Raw genomic sequence first — 18,072 nt, forward strand, 5'->3', positions numbered from 1 at the left:
AACGCGCGTCTAGGGCGCGTTCGGGGTCTCCACGGCCAGCAGTACGCCTCGGCCAGCACGGAGATTTTCGGCGCTGGGATAGACTGCCGAGTCGGGTTCCAGTTCAGGCTGACGGCTGTCCAGCTGTATCACCCAGTGATGTCCGTCACGTGACGGCGGCAGGCGCAGGTCGATTTCCTCCCGGCGCGGCTGGAAGGCCAGCCAGATCCGTGCGGCCTGGGGCTGATCCGCTCCGTCGAGGGGCTCCAGGGTGAGGGCGAGCGGCAGGCTGCCCCCGGCCTGCCAGCGACCGTCGTCCATCGGCGCACCGTCGGCATCGAGCCATTCGATCCTGACCCAGCCACGGGGATCGGGTCGTCCAAGCAGCCGCTGCGCCTGCAGGGCCGGTAACTCCTGGCGCAGCGCCATGAGCCGACCGACGAAGGCGCTCTGCCGTTGCCCGGCCGGGCTGGCGGCCTGCTGCCAGTCCAGCCAGGACAGTTCAGTGTCCTGCACATAGGCATTGTTGTTGCCCTGCTGGGTGCGACCGAATTCGTCACCGGCGGTGAGCATGGGTTCGCCCCCGGCCAGGATCAGGGTCGCCAGCAGGGCGCGCTGGTCGGCGGCGCGGGCTTCCAGGACGGCGGGGTCGTCGCTCGGTCCTTCGACGCCATTGTTCCAGCTCTTGTTGTCGGTGGTGCCGTCGCGATTGCCTTCGCCATTGGCCTCGTTGTGCTTTTCGGCGTAGCTGACCAGGTCGGCCAGGGTGAAGCCGTCGTGGGCGGTGACGAAGTTGACGCTGGTGCGCAAGGAGCGATCACCCGCACCGAAGAGATCGGCGCTGCCGGCCAGGCGGGTCGCCAGGGCGCCTCTCAGACCGTCGTCGCCGCGCCAGAAGCGGCGCACGTCGTCCCGGAAGGCGTCGTTCCATTCCTGCCAGGGCGCGCGGAAGGCGCCGACCTGATGGCCACCGGGGCCGATGTCCCAGGGTTCCGCCACCAGTCGCACCTGACGCAGCAGCGGATCCTGGGCCAGGGCCTGCAGCAGTGGCGCGTCGCGATCGAAGCCGCTTTCCAGGCGACCTAGCGCGGGCGCCAGGTCGAAGCGAAAGCCGTCGACACCGACGGCGGTGACCCAATGGCGCAGGCTGTCCAGGGTCAGGCGCAACGCCGGCGGGCTGTAGAGCGCCAGGCAGTTGCCGCAGCCCATGTCGTTGATATAGCGCGCCGGATCGTCCGGCTGCAGCCGGTAGTAGCCGGCATTGTCCAGACCACGCAGATTGAAGGTGGGGCCGAGTTCGTCGCCTTCGCCGGTGTGGTTGAAGACCACGTCGAGCAGCACCTCGAAGCCGGCCGCCTGCAGGGTGGCCACCGTCTCGCGCAATTCGGCGAGGGCCTCGCGCCCCGCCAGGCGCGGATCGACCGCCGCCATGACCACCGGGTTGTAGCCCCAGTAGTTGGCCAGCCCCAGGGCGGGCAGATGGCGATCGTCGGCCCAGGCGGCGATGGGCAGCAGCTCCAGGGTAGTGACGCCGAGGCGCTGCCAGTGCTCGATCAGCGCCGGATGGCGCAGCGCCGCCAGGGTGCCGCGCTGGCGGGTGGGCACCTGCGGATGCAGCTGGGTCTGGCCGCGTACGTGCAATTCGTAGATCAGTCCCGCGTCGCGGCGCTTGGGCGCTGGCGTCAGGCTATCGACCGGCGGCAGGACGATGGCCTTGGGGACATGGGCACCGCTGTCGCGCGCGTCCGGACGATTGGGATCTTCGGGATGGAAACCATAGGTGCTGGGATGCAGCTGGAAGGGCCGGTCCACCGCCAGGGCCCAGGGGTCCACCAGCAGTTTGTTGGCGTTGAATCTGAGGCCGTCCTGGGGACGGTAGGCACCCTGGGCGCGCAAACCGTATCTCAGACCCGCTTTGGCACCGGCCAGGAAACCATGCCAGACGCCGCCTTCGTGTTCGCGAAAGGCCAGACGCTGGGTCTCGGCTTCCCCCTTGGCATCGTAGAGGCAGAGTTCGACGGCTTCAGCCGCCGGCGACCAGACGGCGAAGTTGATGCCGCCCTCGACGAGGGTGGCACCGTAATGGGCAGGATTGCCCGCTTCGAGGCGGGTAGAGGTGCGGGGCATGGGGACTCCGGTGACGGGCTTGCGGGGCGGATGCTGCAAGGATGTAGACGGTGTGGAAGCCGCGGGTTCTCAATCGGGGGATAGCTGATCGTGGCCAGGGCCGGCCGCCGTAGGCTGGGTTGAGCGTAGCGAAGCCCAGCAAATCCTGCCTGGGCACCTGCTCTATGGTGGTCCTTATCGCGGCCATGGGCCGCTCCTACAGGAGGGTGCCTTACCCGTAGGAGCGGCCGCAGCGGCGGACCGCCATGGCCGCGAAGCGTGCTCGACTACAGCGCCTTCCAGATTTCCGTGGCGTATTCGCGGATGGTGCGGTCGGAGGAGAACCAGCCCATGCTGGAGGTGTTGATCACCGCCGATTGCCACCACCTGTCCGGCTGCTGCCAGCGGGTCTCGACCTGGCGCTGGGCTTCCCAGTAGGCGTCGAAGTCGGCGCAGACCAGGAAGCGGTCGTGCCAGGTCAGGACGTCGAGCAGGCTGTTGTAGCGGGCCGGATCCTCGGGCGAGAACTGGCCGCCGCGCAATCCGGCGAGCACCTGGGCCAGGCGTGGCGAATTCTCGATGATGTCCGAGGAGATGCCGCCGCTGCGCTGGCGCTCTTCCACCTCGGCCGCCTTGAGGCCAAAGATGAACATGTGCTCTTCCCCGATCAGTTCGCACATCTCCACATTGGCGCCGTCCAGGGTGCCGATGGTGAGGGCGCCGTTGAGGCCGAACTTCATGTTGCTGGTGCCCGAGGCTTCCATGCCGGCGGTGGAGATCTGCTCGGAAAGATCCGCCGCCGGAATGATGACCTCGGCCAGGCTGACGTTGTAGTTGGGCAGGAAGACCACCTTGAGCAGATCACGGGTCAGGGGGTCGTTGTTGACCACCTTGGCCACGTCGTTGGCCAGCTTGATGATCAGCTTGGCCTGGTGATAGCTGGCGGCGGCCTTGCCGGCGAAGATCTTGACCCGCGGCGTCCAGTCGCCGTTGGGGTTGTCGCGGATGGCCTGGTACAGCGCGATGGTCTGCAGCAGATTCATCAGCTGCCGCTTGTACTCGTGGATGCGCTTGATCTGGACATCGAACAGCGCATTGGGATCGAGGTCGATCTCCAGCCGCTGCTTCACCAGGCTGGTGAAGGTGTCCTTGTTGCGCTGGCGCTGCAGGGCGAAGCGCTCGCGGAAATTGCTGTCGTTAGCATAGGGCTTGAGCTGCGGCAGGGTCTTTTCCGGATCGTGCAGCACGCCCTGGCCGAGGGTATCCACCAGCAGGTCGGTGAGCGCCGGATTGGCCTGGTGCAACCAGCGGCGGAAGGTGATGCCGTTGGTCTTGTTGTTGATGCGATCCGGATAGAGCCGGTGCAGCGAGCGGAAGACCGTCTTGCGCATCAGGTCGGTGTGCAGACCGGACACGCCATTGATGCTGTGCGAGCCAAGAAAGGCCAGATTGCCCATGCGCACGCGGCGCCCCTGGCTTTCGTCGATCAGGGAAACATAGGAAATCATGCCGCCATCGGTCTCGCCGCGGGCGCGCAGGGAGTCGAGGAACTGGGCGTTGATCAGGTAGATGATCTGCATGTGCCGCGGCAGCAGGCGTTCCATCAGCTGTACCGGCCAGGTCTCCAGGGCCTCGGGCAAGAGGGTGTGGTTGGTGTAGCTGAGGGTGCCGACGGTGGTGCTCCAGGCGGCGTCCCAGGGAATGCCGTGGACGTCCACCAGCAGCCGCATCAGCTCGGCCACGGCGATGGCCGGGTGGGTGTCGTTGAGCTGGATGGACACGTGCTCGGGCAGGCTGAGCAGGTCGCTGTGCTGCTTGAGATGACGACGGGTCAGGTCGGCCAGGGAGGCGGCGACGAAGAAGTATTCCTGGCGCAGGCGCAATTCCTGGCCGGCTTCGCTGCTGTCGGCCGGATAGAGTACCCGCGAGATGCTCTCGGCGCGGGCCTCGTTGGCCACGGCGCCGACGTGATCGCCGGCGTTGAAGGTTTCCAGGTGGAGGATCTCCAGCGGTCGCGCACGCCAGAGTCTCAGGGTGTTGGCGCCCTCCCCGCCCCAGCCGATCACCGGGGTGTCATAGGCCACCGCGCGGATGCGCTCGCCGGGCGTCCACACCTGGCGCCGCGGATCGCCTTCGCCGTAGGGGGCGACATGCCCGCCGAAGCCGATCTCGTACACCACCTCGGCGCGTTCGAATTCCCAGGGATTGCCGAAATCCAGCCAGTTTTCCGGCTGCTCCAGCTGGAAGCCGTCGGCGATCACCTGGCGGAACAGCCCGTGCTCGTAACGGATGCCATAGCCGTGGCTGGCAATGCCCAGGGTGGCCATGCTTTCCATGAAGCAGGCGGCCAGCCGGCCGAGGCCGCCGTTGCCCAGGGCGGCGTCCGGCTCCAGCCCGCGGATGCGTTCCAGGTCGACGCCGAGGTCGGCCAGGGCGCGACGGGTCTCTTCGAGGATGCCGAGGTTGGACAGGCTGTCGATCAGCAGGCGACCGATGAGGAATTCCAGGGAAAGGTAATAGACCCGTTTCTGGCCGGTGCGATAGGCGTCGCGGGTGCGACTCATCCAGCGATCGACGATGTAGTCCCGGGCGGCCAGGGCGGTGGCCTGGAACCAGTCGTGGTCGAGGGCGTTGTCGGGGTCCTTGCCGACGGCGTAGGTGAGCTTGGAGAGGATGTTGGTACGGAGCGCGGAAACTTCGTTAGGCGAGATGAAGCGGGGTCTCGTCATCAGGATTGACCTCTGCAAGCGCTTAGGAATCAGATCGCGAAGTGGCCGCGGATAATGCGGCGCGTGCCGTTCGCCTTACTTTTAGGCGAAACGACGGGGACGTCCAAGCTTTTTTCGCCACATCAGACGGTTAGCCGTTACCCCTACCCTCTCTAGCCCGAGGTTTTCACCATGCGCAAGACCCTGCTCATCACCGGCGCGAGTCGTGGCATCGGCCGCGCCACGGCCCTTGGCGCCGCCCGCCGCGGCTGGAACGTCGCCTTCAACTATCGCCATGACGAGGCCGCGGCCCGGGCCACTCTGGCCGAGATCGAGGCGCTGGGCGTGGAAGGCCTGGCGCTGCGTGGCGACGTGGCCGACGAAGCCCAGGTGCTGGCGCTGTTCGAGCGCACGGTGGAGCGCTTCGGCGGCCTGGACGCCTTCGTCAACAATGCCGGGATCGTCGATCAGTCGCAGCCACTGGTGGACATGAGCGCCGAGCGATTGCGACGGATGTTCGAGGTCAACGTCTATGGCGCCTTTCTCTGTGCCCGCGAGGCGGCTCGCCACCTGTCGCGGGAGCGCGGCGGCCGCGGTGGCGCCATCGTCAATGTCTCTTCCATCGCGGCGCGTCTGGGCTCGCCCAACGAATACGTCGACTATGCCGCCAGCAAGGCGGCGCTGGACACCCTGACCTTGGGCCTCGCCAAGGAACTCGGCCCGCACGGGGTGCGGGTCAATGCGGTGCGACCCGGCGTGACCCTTACCGACATCCACGCCAGCGGCGGCCAGCCGGGCCGCGCCGAGCGCCTGGGCGTGGCCACCCCGCTGGGGCGTGCGGGCGAGGCCGAGGAGATCGCCGCCGGCATCCTCTGGCTGCTGTCGGACGAAGCCTCATACACCACCGGCGCCCTGCTGGATATCGGTGGCGGGCGCTAGGGCCTAGGCTCTGTACGAAAAGTCGCCGAGCGACGGTCAGGCGAAGCGTTTTTCAACGAAGCATCACCGAGCGCAGGCATTTTTCGTACAGGGCCTAGTCGCGGCGGCGCGTCAGGGCGTTGAGCACCTGCTGCGACAGCGCATGGTAGAGCGGCACCGGCATCAGCCAGCCGGAGACGGCGGCGGCCAGCAGACAGGCCGCCAGCACCGGCAGCGCCATGTCCGGGCTGTGGGCCAGCTCCAGGGTGATGACGGTGGCGGTCAGCGGGGTGCGGGTGACCCCGGCGAGGTAGGCGGCCAGCCCCAGCAAGGCGCATTGCGGCAGACTGATGCCCGGCAGCCAGTCGACCAGCCAGGGGCCCAGGGCCGCCCCCACCGCCAGCGAGGGCGAGAACAGGCCGCCCGGTACCCCGGCCAGGTAGGAGACGACGTTGGCGAGGAATTTCCACAGCAGGAAGTCGCCGCCGGTCATGGGTTCGCCAGCTAGGATGGCATGGGTCTCGGCATAGCCGGTGCCGAACACATGCTGGCCGGAGAACAGCCCCAAAGCCGCCAGCACCAGGCCACAGCCGGCGGCGAAAGCCACCGGGCGGCGACCGCGCAGGGCATTCAGGCGCCCCAGCCAGCCCCGCTCGGTGGGCAGCACCAGGCGACCGTAGCAACCGCCGAGCAGTCCGCCGATGACGCCGATCACCGCTACGCCGATCCAGCCCAGGCCCCAGGTCAGATGCAGGTCCAGAGCGCCGAGATAGCTGTAGGGGCCGACGATGCCCAGGGTGACGATGCCGCCGAGCAGCACGGCGGTCAGCACCAGGCCGCTGAAGCGCTGCTCGAAGGTGTGGGTGAGTTCCTCGATGGCGAAGACCACCCCGCCCAGGGGGGTGTTGAAGGCGGCAGCGATCCCGGCGGCGCCGCCAGCGAGGATGAGTCCGGACAGGGTGCGGCGGCCATGCAGGCCGAGCCGCTTGCCGAAGCCGTAGAGCAAGGCGGCGCCGACGTGCACGGTGGGGCCTTCCCGCCCTACCGAGCCGCCCACCAGCAGGGCGCCGGCCGTGAGCAGCAGCTTGGCCAGGGCGATGGGGGGCGCCAGCAGCCGGGCGCGCAGGTCCGCCTCGGGTCGTTCGAGGGTGACGATGACTTGGGGGATGCCGCTGCCACGGGCATCGCGCAGCGCGCCCTGGGTCAGCCAGACCAGTCCGGCGAAGCCCAGGGGCGTCACCAGCCAGGGCCAGAAGGCGCTGTGCTGCAGCAGCTGCTGAAAGAGGCCGAAGGAGGCATCGGCCAGCCAGGCGAAGCCCAGACCGGCCAGGCCCACCAGCACCGCGCCGACCCAGAAGGCGACGCGCTGGCGCCACTCGCGCAGCCGACGGCGCCGGCGATGGCGCAGCAGATGCAGCCGACGCCGGGCGGCGACTTCGGGATCGGTATCGGGATAGACGGGGTCGGACATGGAGAAGAGGCCACCAGGAGGCGAGAGCCTCCCAGTGTAACCTCTTGTTACAGCGGTATCGCCAGGGTCCGGATCAGGCCGCGGGGACCAGCTCGGTGGCGGCTTCGTTGCGCTTGAGCACCGCGTAGATGACCCCGGTCACCAGACTGCCGGCGGCGATGGCCGCCAGGTACAGCCAGGCGTGGCTGATGGCGTTGGGGATCAGCAGCACGAAGAGGCCGCCGTGGGGCGCCATCAGCTTGCAGTTGAACAGCATCACCAGGGCGCCGGTGAGGGCACCGCCGATCACGCTGGCCGGGATCACCCGCAGCGGATCCTTGGCGGCGAAGGGAATCGCGCCTTCGGAGATGAAGCACAGCCCCAGCACCGACGCCGCCTTGCCCGCCTCGCGCTCGCTCTGGGCGAACTTGCGCCGGGCCAGCAGGGTGGCGATGCCCATGCCGATGGGCGGCACCATGCCGGCGGCCATGGTGGCGGCCATCGGCCCGTAGGTCTTGGACGCCAGCAGGCCGACGGTGAAGGCATAGGCGGCCTTGTTGATCGGGCCGCCGAAGTCGATGCACATCATGGCGCCGAGGATCAGGCCGAGCAGCACGGCGTTGCTGGTGCCCAGATTGTTGAGGAAGTCGGTGAGTCGGCTCAGGGCGCCGGCCACCGGGGTGCCGACCAGATAGATCATCACCAGGCCGACGATGAGGCTGGCGAACAGCGGGATGATCAGGATCGGCTTGAGCGCCTCGACGCTGGCCGGCAGCTTGACGTGCTGGGCGATGGCCTTGGCCACGTAGCCGGCCAGGAAGCCGGCGATGATACCGCCGATGAAGCCGCTGCCCAGACTGGCCGCCAGCCAGCCGCCGATCATGCCGGGGGCGAGACCCGGGCGGTCGGCGATGGAGTAGGCGATGTAGCCGGCCAGCACCGGGACCATCAGCTTGAAGGCCGATTCACCACCGATCTGCATCAGCGCCGCGGCCAGGGTGCCCTGCTCCTTGAAGGCCTCGATGCCGAAGACGAAGGACAGGGCGATCAGCAGACCGCCCGCCACCACCATCGGCAGCATGTAGGACACCCCGGTGAGCAGGTGCTTGTAGACGCCCGCGCCTTCCTTCTTGGCTGGCTTGGCGCCCTCGCCCGCCGCTGGCGCGGCGCTGCCGGCCAGGGTCTCGCCCTCGGCCAGGGCCTTCTTGATCGTCGCCTCGGGTTGCTTGAGGGCGACCCCGGTGCCACAGCGATAGACGCGCTTGCCGGCGAAGCGCTCGACATTGACCTCGATGTCGGTGGCCAGCAGCACCACGTCGGCGTCGCGGATGGCCTCGGCCGGCAGCGGATTGCGTGCCCCTACCGAGCCCTGGGTCTCCAGGTGCAGGCGATAGCCGAGCTTCTTGGCCGCGTTCTGCAGCGCCTCCGCCGCCATGAAGGTGTGGGCGACCCCGGTCGGGCAGGCGGTGATGGCCACCAGCCGCGGGGTTTCGCTGGCACTGGCGGGAGCGCTGGGGGCAGCGCCACCCGCCGCCGGGGCCTGTTCCAGCACCTTGGCTTCGCTGGCCGCGCGCTGCAGGAAGGCGTCAACATCGCGCAGGGCTTCGGCCGGGGCGGCGCGGTAGACGCGCTTGCCGACGAAGCGCGACAGGTCGACCGCGCCGGTGTGGACCACCACGACCAGTTCGGCGCGCGCCACCTGGTCGTCGGTCAGCAGGGTGGCCTCGGGGCCGTCGTGGATCTCGACGCTGGTGGTCCAGCCGCGGCGCTGGGCGGCGGCGTCCAGCAGGCGCGCACTGAGCACGCTGGTGACCATGCCGGTCGGGCAGGTCGTGACGATGGCGATGTTCATGGGTTTACCCCTGATTCTTGTTCTAGCGGAAAGTCGGGAAGGACACGCACCTGCACCTGGTCTTCGAAGACGGCGAGTTGCGCGGGATCATTGATGCCGAAGCCGATCTGGGTCACGGCCAGGGCCGCGATGGCGGTGGCCGTGGTCAGGGTGCGCTCCGGCGCCTGGCCGGTGAGCAGGCCGTGCAGCATGCCGGCCAGCAGGGAATCCCCCGCGCCGACGGTGCTGGCCACGGTGACCTTGGGCGGCTGCGCCTCCAGGGTCTGGGCGCCATACCAGCGCACCCCATCGGCGCCCTGGGAGATCACCAGGTGCTCGATGCCCAGGGCCCGCAGCTGTTCGACCAGCAGCGCCTGCTCGGTCGCGGTCTCGGCCGGTGCGCCGCAGGCTTCGGCCAGTTCTTCGGTATTGGGCTTGATCAGCCAGGGACCGGCGGCCAGGGCGGCGCGCAGGGCGGCGCCACTGGTGTCCAGCGCCACCGGCAGGCCCAGCGACTTGAGGCGGCCGACCAGCGCGGCCAGCCACTCGGGGCTTACCCCTCGCGGCAGGCTGCCGGCCACCACCACGGCGTCATGGCCGGGCGCGAGGCGATCCAGGGTCTCGAGCAATTCCTGCTGGGCGGCGGCGGACACCTCCGGGCCAGGCCCGTTGATGTCGGTGATGCGGCCCGCGGCCTCGGCCAGCTTGAGGTTGCTGCGGGTCTCGCCGGCGACCCGGACGAAGGCGTCGGTAAAGCCGCGGCGGGCGAACAGGGCTTCGAAGGCGGCCGCGTTGTCGGCCCCGAGAAAGCCGCTCACCGTCAGTTCATGGCCGAGATCGGCCAGCACCTGGGCGACGTTGATGCCCTTGCCGGCGGCATGGACGATCACCGCCTCGCTGCGATTCACCGCGCCGGGCTTGAGCTCCGGCAACTGGACGGTGAGGTCCAGCGCCGGGTTGAGGGTCAGGGTGAGGATTCGGCTCATCGCAGGGCCTCCACGCTCTGCCGCACCTCGGCAGCGGTACCCAGCTCCAGGGCGCGCGCGGCGCAGGACTGCACCTGGCGCAACTCCAGCTCGCGGACCCGGGCCTTGACCAGGGGCACGCTGCGCGCCGAAACCGACAGCTCGTCCACGCCCAGGCCGACCAGCACCGGCACCGCCAGGGGATCGGCGGCCAGCTCGCCGCAGACGCCGACCCACTTGCCGTGGGCATGGGCGGCACGCACCGTCATGTCGATCAGGCGCAGCACGCTGGGGTGCAGGCCGTCGGCCTCGCCCGACAGCAGCGGATGCCCGCGGTCGATGGCCAGGGTGTATTGCGTCAGGTCATTGGTACCGACGCTGAAGAAGTCCACTTCCGGCGCCAGCACCGGGGCCAGCAGCGCGGCCGAGGGGACCTCGATCATGATGCCGACCTGCAGATCGGTGGTGGGGATCTCCTGGCGCAGGCGCGCGAGGATGTCCCGTGCCTGACGCCACTCCTCGACCCGGCCGATCATGGGGAACATGATCCGCAGCGGCCGGCCATCGGCGGCTTTGAGCAGGGCGCGCAGCTGGGTTTCCAGCAGCTCCGGACGGCGCAGGGTCAGGCGGATGCCACGGATGCCGAGGAAGGGATTCTCTTCCGCCGGCAGCGGCAGATAGGGCAACGGCTTGTCGCCGCCGACGTCCAAGGTCCGCACCACCAGCGGCTTGCCGGCCAGGCCATCAAGGGCACGGCGGTATTCCTGCTCCTGGGCGGCCTCGTCGGGCGCGCTGTCATGGCTCATGAACACCAGTTCGGTGCGCAGCAGGCCGACGGCTTCGGCGCCCTGCTCCACCGCGGCGGCGGCCTGGGCGGTATCACCCAGGTTCACGGCGATCTCGACATGGTGGCCATCGCGGGTGGTGGCGCTTTCGAAACGCCGGGCCTCGGCAGCGCGGCGGCGCTCGGCCTGGACCTCGCGCTCGCGCTGCACGGCCTCGATGCGGCTGGCGTCCGGGGCAATTTCCAGGGTGCCCTTGTCGCCATCCAGCAGCAGCACGCTGCGCGGCGCCAGGTCCAGCACCCGGCGGCCGGCGCCGACGATGGCCGGGATGCCCAGGGCGCGGGCGACGATGGCGCTGTGGGAGCTGGCGCCACCACGGGCGGTCAGGATGCCGCAGACGCGCTCGCGGTCCAGCCGCGCCACATCGCCCGGGCCGACCTCGTCCATCACCAGCACATAGGGTTCTTCGGGTTCGCGGGCGGATTCGACGCCGCACAGCTGGGCCAGTACCCGACGACCGACGTCGCGCAGGTCGGCGGCGCGCTCGGCGAGCAGCCGGTCGTGCAGGGCTTCCTGCTGGCTGGCCGCCTCCTCGATCTGGGCGTCCCAGGCCGCGGCGGCGCTGGCGTTGGCCTTGAGCCGGGCGGCGATGCCCTGCTGCAGATCCGGGTCTTCCAGCATTTCCAGGTGGGTCAGGAAGATCTCGCGCAGGGCGCTGGCCTCGCTGCGCGCGATGAGCGCCTCGATGTCGGCGCGTACCGCGGCCAGGGCCGCGTCCAGGCGCTGGCGCTCGGCGGCGGCGCCTTCACCGGTGGCGGGATAGTCGAAGTGCTGGGGCGCCACCACATGGGCCGGGCCCACGGCCAGGCCGGGGGCGGCGGCCACGGCCTGGGCGCGATCGCCCGGCGCCAGCGGCAGTTGCTCGGACGGGTCCACCAGGCTGATGGCGGTGACCCGCGCGGCACCGGCCGGAGCCGGGGCGCTGGCGGTGACCGGCTCCACCTCTTCGCCGAGACCGGCCTGTACGGCGCCGATCAGATCGTTCAAGGCCGCCTCGGCCGGGGTGCCGGGCTCGACCAGGAATTCCAGGGTCTGGCCGCGCCGGGCGCCCAGCGCCAGCAGCCGCGACAGACTCTTGGCCGAGACCGGGGCGCCGTTGTCGACGCGCACGCGGATCTCGCCGTCATAGGCCTTGGCCAGCCGCGCCAGCTCCTTGGCCGGACGCGCGTGCAAGCCATGGGCGTTGGCCAGCACCACCTGGGCACTGGGCCAGTCCGGGGCGACTTCGCCGCCCAGGGCTTCGAGCACGGCGCGGCGGGAGGTGGCCTGGGCCAGCTCCTGGCCACGGCCAGCGACGAGCAGATCGCAAAGGCGTTCGAGCAGGGCGCGATGGCCCTCGCCCAGGCTGGCCAGGCAGAACAGGCCACGTACCGGCTGCTCCTGCACCTGCAGGGTCTGCAGCGGGGTGACGAAGGCCAGGCCGGGACGTTTCACCGCGGTCTCGCTGTTCAGCCACCAGAGGCCGTCGCCCAGGGGCAGCGGCTGGCTGGCCTGCAGGGCACCGGCGAAACCGGCCCCCACGCATTCCATGTGCTTGAGCATGCGCGCACCCTGCCAGGCCAGGTCTTCCAGGTCCTCGGCATCGATGGCCAGCTGCACCAGTTCTTCGTCCAGCGCCAGGGCCTGGGGCGCCCCCTGCAGCAGGTCGAGGATCTGCTGGGGTTCGCGGGCGTCGCGCAGCGCCTGTTGCAGATCGCTCTCGCCCAGGGCGCGGGTCAGCAGCTGCAGGATGCGCAGGTGTTCGTCGGATTTGGCGGCGATGGCGATGGCCAGGTAGGTCAGCTGACCGTCGCCCCAGTCCACGCCATGCGGGAATTGCATCATCCGCACGCCGGTGACGAACACCTGGTCGCGGGTCTGGGGCGTACCATGGGGAATGGCGATACCCTGGCCGAGGTAGGTGGAGCCCTGGGCCTCGCGGGCCTTGAGCCCGTCGAGATAACCCGGGGCGACCAGGCCATCGGTCACCAGGGACTCGGCGAGCATGGCCAGGGCGGTCGCCTTGTCCGGCGCCTGCTGGGCCATGCGGATATGCTGGGCATTGAGTTCGAACATGGAAGGATACCTCCGGCGCCGCGCGCCTGATCCTGGCGCCGTGCCTTTCTTGTAATAGATGCTTGCCGGCTCGCTCAGCCCTGCAACCGCGTCGGGAGAGGCGTGACAGGGCCCTTGGCAGATTCGTGCCAGCCCTCGGACAACAGAAAGCTGAAACGTTTCACCCAATGGGACTGGAACGTTACTCGATAATCGCCGATCCTTGAAGCACAACACACAATAAAGACCGTCTCGCCAGCGCCGTACAGCGCCAGGCCATTCAGGTCCCATGAGGAACAGGCGTGAAACTCAGCGACATCGCCCAATTGGCCGGCGTATCCCTCACCACCGCCAGCTACGTCATCAACGGCAAGGCGGCGCAAAGGCGCATCAGCGCGGCGACCGTGGCGCGGGTCATGGCCGTGGTCGAAGCCCACGGCTACCAGCCCGACCAGCGCGCCGCCGGCCTGCGCCGCGGGGCCACCCACACCCTGGGCTTCCTGCTGCCGGATCTGGAAAACCCCAGCTACGCACGCCTGGCCAAGCAGCTGGAACGCCGGGCACGGGCGCGTGGCTATCAGTTGCTGATCGCCTGCACCGATGACAATCCCGACAGCGAACGCCAGCTCATCGCGCTGTTTCGCGCCCGCCGCTGCGACGGCCTGTTCACCGCCAGCAGCCTGGCCGAGGACGACGCCCCCTACCGCCAGCTGCAGGAACACAACATCCCGATCATCGCCATCGATCGCCAGCTCGATCCGGCCCAATTCTGCTCGGTGGTCAGCGACGACCACACCGCCGGCCGGCAACTGGCAGCCACCCTGCTGACGCCGGACACCCACAGCATCGCGCTGATCGGCGCCCGCCCCGACCTCGCCATCAGCCGCGCCCGCGCCGCCGGCTTCGCCGCCGCCCTCGCCGATCACCCGGCGCGCCACTGGGAGCGGCATGCGCCCCACTACAGCCGGGAAGGCGGTCGCGCCCAGGCGCTGGCCATGATCGAGGAACTCGGCCACTGGCCCGAGGCGCTGCTGACCACCTCCTACGTCCTGCTGCAGGGCGTGCTGGACGTGCTGCGCGATCATCCGCTGGCCGAGGGCGATACCCTGCGCCTGGCCACCTTTGGCGATACCCAGCTGCTGGACTATCTGCCGTTCAAGGTCAACGCCATCTCCCAGCAGCACGAGGTCATTACCGAGCGCGCCCTGGAACTGATGCTGGACGCCCTGGAAAACGACCACTATCTGCCCGGTGTCCAAGCCATTCCGAGGGTCCTCAAACGCCGCCTGTCATGAGCCTGCTGATCGACACCCACAATCACCTGGACTATCCGGACTTCGACGCCGCGCGACCGGCGCTGCTGGCCGAGTGCGCGCGCCTCGGGGTGGTCCGCCAGGTGCTGATCGGCGTCGAGCGCAGCCAATGGCCGCAACTCTGGCGGGTCGCCACGGCCAATGCCGGCCTCCATGCGGCGCCCGGCCTGCATCCCCTGTACCTGCAGCGTCATCAGGAAGCCGATATCGAAGCGCTCCGGGCCTTCTGCCTGGAGCGCCGGAGCGATCCCCGCCTCTGCGCCCTGGGCGAGATCGGCCTGGACTATTTCGTCGAGGCGCCGGACAAGGCGCGCCAGGCCTGGTTCTTCGAACAGCAGGTGCGCCTGGCCATGGAGCTGGAGTTGCCGGTGCTGCTGCACGTGCGCCGCGCCCATGCCGATGTAGCCAGGATCCTGAAGCGTCTCAAGCCACCCCGGGCCGGCATCGCCCATGCCTTTTCCGGCAGCTTCGAGGAAGCCCGCGAATACCTGCGCCTGGGTTTCAAGATCGGCCTGGGCGGCGCACCCACCTGGCCGCAGGCGAAGAGACTGCAGCGGGTACTGCCACAGTTGCCGCTGGAGGGCATCGTGCTGGAGACCGATGCGCCCGACATGCCGCCCGCCATGCATCCGGACGTGCGCAACAGCCCCACCCATCTGCCGGCCATCTGCGCGGCCCTGGCGCCACTCTGGCAGGTCTCGCCCGAGACCCTGGCCACCGTCACCACCCGCAATGCCTGCGCGGTGTTCGGCTGGGACGCCGCCGGCCTCGCCTAGTTTTCCTCGACCGCCAATTCGCCTTGCAGCCGCGCCCAGTCGAAGGCCGGACCGGGATCGGTCTTGCGCCCCGGGGCGATGTCGCTGTGGCCCTGGATACGTTCCGCGGTGATCGCCGGATAGGCGCGCTGCAGCGCCCGCGTCAGCCGCCCCAGGGCACGGTACTGGGCGTCCGTGTAGGCCAGGTCGTCCGTGCCTTCCAGTTCGATGCCCAGGGAGAAGTCGTTGCAGTTCTCGCGGCCGTCGAAGGACGAGACGCCGGCATGCCAGGCGCGCTGGGCGCAGGAGACGAACTGGGTCACCGTCCCGTCGCGCTCGATGAGAAAGTGCGCCGCCACCTTCAGCTCGGCGATCTCCGCGAAGAAGGGATGGGCCGAATGATCCAGGCAATTCTGGAAGAAGGCCTGGACGCAGCCGGTGCCGAATTGTCCGGGCGGCAAGCTGATGTTGTGGATCACCAGCAGGGACACTTCCGTCCCTGCCGGGCGTTCGTTGTGGTTGGGCGAAGGACACAGCCGCGCCTCGCGATACCAGCCATCGACGAACACCCCGTCCATCAGCGGGCCTTGGCCTTGAGCGCGTCGCGCAGCGCGCTGGCGTCGCTGAATTCCCGCTGACCGACGAAACGGCCATGGTCGAGGGTCACCCAGAGCACCTTGTCGGCCGCGCCGGGAAAGCGCGGCACGATGCGCGATTCGCGGTCGAGCAGGACCCGGTAGCCATACTTGCGCATGGCCGGCACGGCGAACATCCGGGTGATGGCCGCCGGCATGCTGCTGATGTCGGCGATGTAGGCCACCCGGGTGCCGTCGATATAGCCTGCCGGCTGATCGCGCATGGCTTCCTTGACCAGCCCCGAGCCGCTCATGCTGCGCGCCAGCAGCAGGACCTGCAGCTGGTCGTCGAAGGTATAGGGCTGGTCACGCTGATCGAGCAGGGTGAAGGGCGCCACCCGCTCACCCGGCTCGAGCGCCAGAGCGGTCAGGGGCAGCAGCAGACACGACAGCAACAACGCCAGAACTCCAGCGCGCATGGCATCCTCTCTTGAACGGTCTATCGAGGCCGCTATCCTGCCCTACCGCTCGGATTGGCACCACCATCGCGTCGAGGAGCCCCATGATCCCTCTCAGAGAACTGCTGGCCCAGGTTCCCCGGTCCGGCGAGGTGCGCTGGATCGGCGTGCGACCCAGCGCGCGCGCATCCATGGTCGAGATCGACGCGGTGGAGGCCCGGCGTGACGCCGGCCTGACCGGCGATCACGCCCGGCCCACCCCGCGCAACCAGCGCCAGGTCACCCTGATCCAATGGGAACACCTGCCGGTGGTGGCCGCGCTGATCGGCAAGGCGGTCGCACCCGCCGACCTGCGCCGCAATCTGGCCATCGCCGGGATCAATCTGTTCAGCCTGAAGAATCGGCGCTTTCGCATCGGCCAGGCGGTGCTGGAGACCACCGGCTGGTGCCAGCCCTGTGCGCGCCTGGAAGAACGTCTCGGGCCAGGGACCTTCCAGGCCATGCGCGGCCACGGCGGCCTCACGGCCCGGGTCCTGGAAAGCGGCATCATCCGCCTGGGCGATCGGCTGGAGGTCCTGGATTGACCCCAGTTTCCCTAGGGTCGAATGGCCGGGCCAGCCCGGTTAAACTAGCGCTACCTCTCGTCGCCGCAGACGTCCCTGCCAGAGCAGATGCAGGCCGCTTCCCTTGAATTTGACGACTTTTCGCCCATCTTCCTTGCTAGATGTCTCGATTCGCGCGCTTCGACGACCCCAGATTTTCACCAGCCCGGGACTGCGCCCGCACGCGGCGACGCGCCCGGTCCGGCTCACGCTTTCCTTCTCTATGAGTGCTCTCCATGACCCATCGCATCGTTATCGTCGGCGGCGGCGCCGGCGGCCTGGAACTGGCTACCCGCCTGGGCCGTAGCCTGGGCAAGCGCGACCAGGCGCAGATCGTGCTGATCGACGCCAATGCCACCCACCTGTGGAAACCGCTGCTGCATGAGGTGGCTGCCGGCTCGCTCAACTCCACCGAAGACGAACTGAGCTATGTCGCCCAGGCCAAGTGGAATCACTTCGAATTCCAGCTCGGACGCATGACTGGCCTGGATCGCGAGCGCCGCAAGGTGCAACTGGCCGCCATCGAGGACGACGGCGCCGTCCTGGTCCCGGAACGGGAGATCGGCTATGACTCCCTGGTACTGGCCATCGGCAGCACCACCAACGATTTCGGCACGCCGGGCGCCGCGCAAAACTGCATCTTCCTCGACACCCGGGCCCAGGCCGAGCGCTTCCACCGCAAGCTGCTGACCCACTACCTGCGCGCCCATGTCAGCGAACAGCCGGGTGAATTCATCGAGGTGGCCATCGTCGGCGCCGGTGCCACCGGCGTGGAACTGGCGGCCGAACTGCGCAACGCCGCCGAAGAGCTGCAGGCCTACGGCATGGATCGCATCCGCCCCGAAGACCTGCGCATCACCCTGGTCGAAGCCGGTCCGCGCATCCTCCCGGCCCTGCCCGAGCGGATCGCCGGCCAGGCGCATCGCACCCTGGAAAAACTCGGCGTGCGGGTGCTGACCGGTTCGGCGGTCAAGGAAGTCCGCGCCGACGGCCTGCAGACCGTGGGTGAATTCGTCCCGGCCAGCCTCAAGGTCTGGGCCGCCGGCATCCGCGCCCCGGCCTTTCTCAAGGACCTGGCGGGTCTCGAGACCAACCGCATCAACCAGCTGGTGGTCAACTCGACGCTGCAGACCACCCGCGACCCGAATGTCTTCGCCCTGGGCGACTGCGCGGCCTGCCCGCTGACCCCCGGCGATACCCGTACCGTGCCGCCGCGCGCCCAGTCCGCCCACCAGCAGGCCTCGCTGCTGGTCAAGACCTTCAAGGCGCGCCTGGAAGGCAAGCCGCTACCCGACTACGTCTACAAGGACTACGGCTCGCTGATCTCGCTGTCGCGCTTCAGCGCGGTCGGCAATCTCATGGGCGGCGCCCTGGGCAGTCTGACCCTGGAAGGCTGGCTGGCGCGGACCTTCTATGTCTCGCTCTACCGGATGCACCAGGTGGCCCTCTATGGCCCGCTGCGCGCCCTGGCGCTGTTTGCCGGCGATCACCTGAGACGCAAGACCGAGCCGCGCCTCAAACTGCACTAGGCCC

13 protein-coding genes are annotated in these 18,072 nt (G+C 68.9%); 5 read left to right on the forward strand and 8 right to left on the reverse strand.

Translation table 11 applies throughout. The annotated features are described in order from the left end of the window. Positions 1-9: 9 nt before the first annotated feature. The gene (gene glgX, locus PSEK12I1_RS0104100) at positions 10-2,106 is read right to left on the reverse strand and encodes a glycogen debranching protein GlgX (protein ID WP_027600764.1); all 2,097 of its coding nucleotides are present in this window, start codon (positions 2,104-2,106) and stop codon (positions 10-12) included. A 266-nt stretch (positions 2,107-2,372) separates the two neighbouring features. Beyond that, positions 2,373-4,814 carry a glycogen/starch/alpha-glucan phosphorylase gene (locus PSEK12I1_RS0104105; RefSeq protein ID WP_027600765.1) on the reverse strand — a complete coding sequence of 814 codons (2,442 nt, stop codon included), beginning with the start codon at positions 4,812-4,814 and terminating at the stop codon, positions 2,373-2,375. Positions 4,815-4,985: 171 nt separating this feature from the next. Between PSEK12I1_RS0104105 and PSEK12I1_RS0104110 the strand changes: the two genes are divergently transcribed. Further along, positions 4,986-5,732 carry an SDR family oxidoreductase gene (locus tag PSEK12I1_RS0104110; RefSeq protein WP_027600766.1) on the forward strand — a complete coding sequence of 249 codons (747 nt, stop codon included), beginning with the start codon at positions 4,986-4,988 and terminating at the stop codon, positions 5,730-5,732. A 94-nt stretch (positions 5,733-5,826) separates the two neighbouring features. Here the strand turns inward: PSEK12I1_RS0104110 and PSEK12I1_RS0104115 are convergent, their stop codons facing one another. From PSEK12I1_RS0104115 to ptsP, 4 genes are all read right to left on the reverse strand, one after another. Beyond that, a complete protein-coding gene (locus tag PSEK12I1_RS0104115; protein ID WP_027600767.1) occupies positions 5,827-7,182 on the reverse strand; it encodes a chloride channel protein in 1,356 nt (451 codons plus the stop codon). Positions 7,183-7,255: 73 nt separating this feature from the next. Continuing rightward, positions 7,256-9,013: a PTS fructose-like transporter subunit IIB gene (locus tag PSEK12I1_RS0104120; RefSeq protein ID WP_007162016.1), complete on the reverse strand. Its 1,758-nt coding sequence runs from the start codon at positions 9,011-9,013 to the stop codon at positions 7,256-7,258. Next, positions 9,010-9,978, reverse strand: coding sequence for a 1-phosphofructokinase (gene pfkB / locus PSEK12I1_RS0104125; protein ID WP_027600297.1), 969 nt, complete (start codon positions 9,976-9,978; stop codon positions 9,010-9,012). The genes PSEK12I1_RS0104120 and pfkB overlap by 4 nt, the downstream gene beginning before the upstream one ends. Beyond that, entirely contained in the window at positions 9,975-12,857 is a 2,883-nt protein-coding gene (gene ptsP, locus PSEK12I1_RS0104130) for a phosphoenolpyruvate--protein phosphotransferase (RefSeq protein WP_027600768.1), read from the reverse strand. Before ptsP ends, pfkB begins: the two co-directional genes overlap by 4 nt. Positions 12,858-13,138: 281 nt before the next feature. Between ptsP and cra the strand changes: the two genes are divergently transcribed. Together cra and PSEK12I1_RS0104140 are read left to right on the forward strand one after the other, a co-directional pair. After that, the gene (gene cra, locus PSEK12I1_RS0104135; RefSeq protein WP_007162019.1) at positions 13,139-14,131 is read left to right on the forward strand and encodes a catabolite repressor/activator; all 993 of its coding nucleotides are present in this window, start codon (positions 13,139-13,141) and stop codon (positions 14,129-14,131) included. After that, entirely contained in the window at positions 14,128-14,925 is a 798-nt protein-coding gene (locus PSEK12I1_RS0104140) for a TatD family hydrolase (RefSeq protein ID WP_027600769.1), read from the forward strand. The genes cra and PSEK12I1_RS0104140 overlap by 4 nt, the downstream gene beginning before the upstream one ends. Here PSEK12I1_RS0104140 and ampD read toward each other — a convergent pair. Beyond that, a complete protein-coding gene (gene ampD / locus PSEK12I1_RS0104145; protein ID WP_007162021.1) occupies positions 14,922-15,482 on the reverse strand; it encodes a 1,6-anhydro-N-acetylmuramyl-L-alanine amidase AmpD in 561 nt (186 codons plus the stop codon). The two genes, PSEK12I1_RS0104140 and ampD, sit on opposite strands and share 4 nt — an antisense overlap. After that, positions 15,482-15,958, reverse strand: a complete 477-nt coding sequence (locus PSEK12I1_RS0104150; RefSeq protein ID WP_027600770.1) for a hypothetical protein — start codon at positions 15,956-15,958, stop codon at positions 15,482-15,484. The genes ampD and PSEK12I1_RS0104150 overlap by 1 nt, the downstream gene beginning before the upstream one ends. Positions 15,959-16,041: 83 nt before the next feature. Here PSEK12I1_RS0104150 and PSEK12I1_RS0104155 point away from each other — a divergent pair, with 83 nt between their 5' ends. Together PSEK12I1_RS0104155 and PSEK12I1_RS0104160 are read left to right on the forward strand one after the other, a co-directional pair. Then, positions 16,042-16,521 carry an MOSC domain-containing protein gene (locus PSEK12I1_RS0104155; protein ID WP_027600771.1) on the forward strand — a complete coding sequence of 160 codons (480 nt, stop codon included), beginning with the start codon at positions 16,042-16,044 and terminating at the stop codon, positions 16,519-16,521. A 254-nt stretch (positions 16,522-16,775) separates the two neighbouring features. After that, on the forward strand, positions 16,776-18,068 hold the full coding sequence (locus PSEK12I1_RS0104160) for an NAD(P)/FAD-dependent oxidoreductase (protein WP_027600772.1): 1,293 nt from the start codon (positions 16,776-16,778) through the stop codon (positions 18,066-18,068). Positions 18,069-18,072: the final 4 nt, after the last annotated feature.

The sequence above is a fragment of the Pseudomonas sp. MOIL14HWK12:I1 genome (assembly GCF_000510705.1).
GTDB classification, from domain to species: domain Bacteria; phylum Pseudomonadota; class Gammaproteobacteria; order Pseudomonadales; family Pseudomonadaceae; genus Chryseomonas; species Chryseomonas oryzihabitans.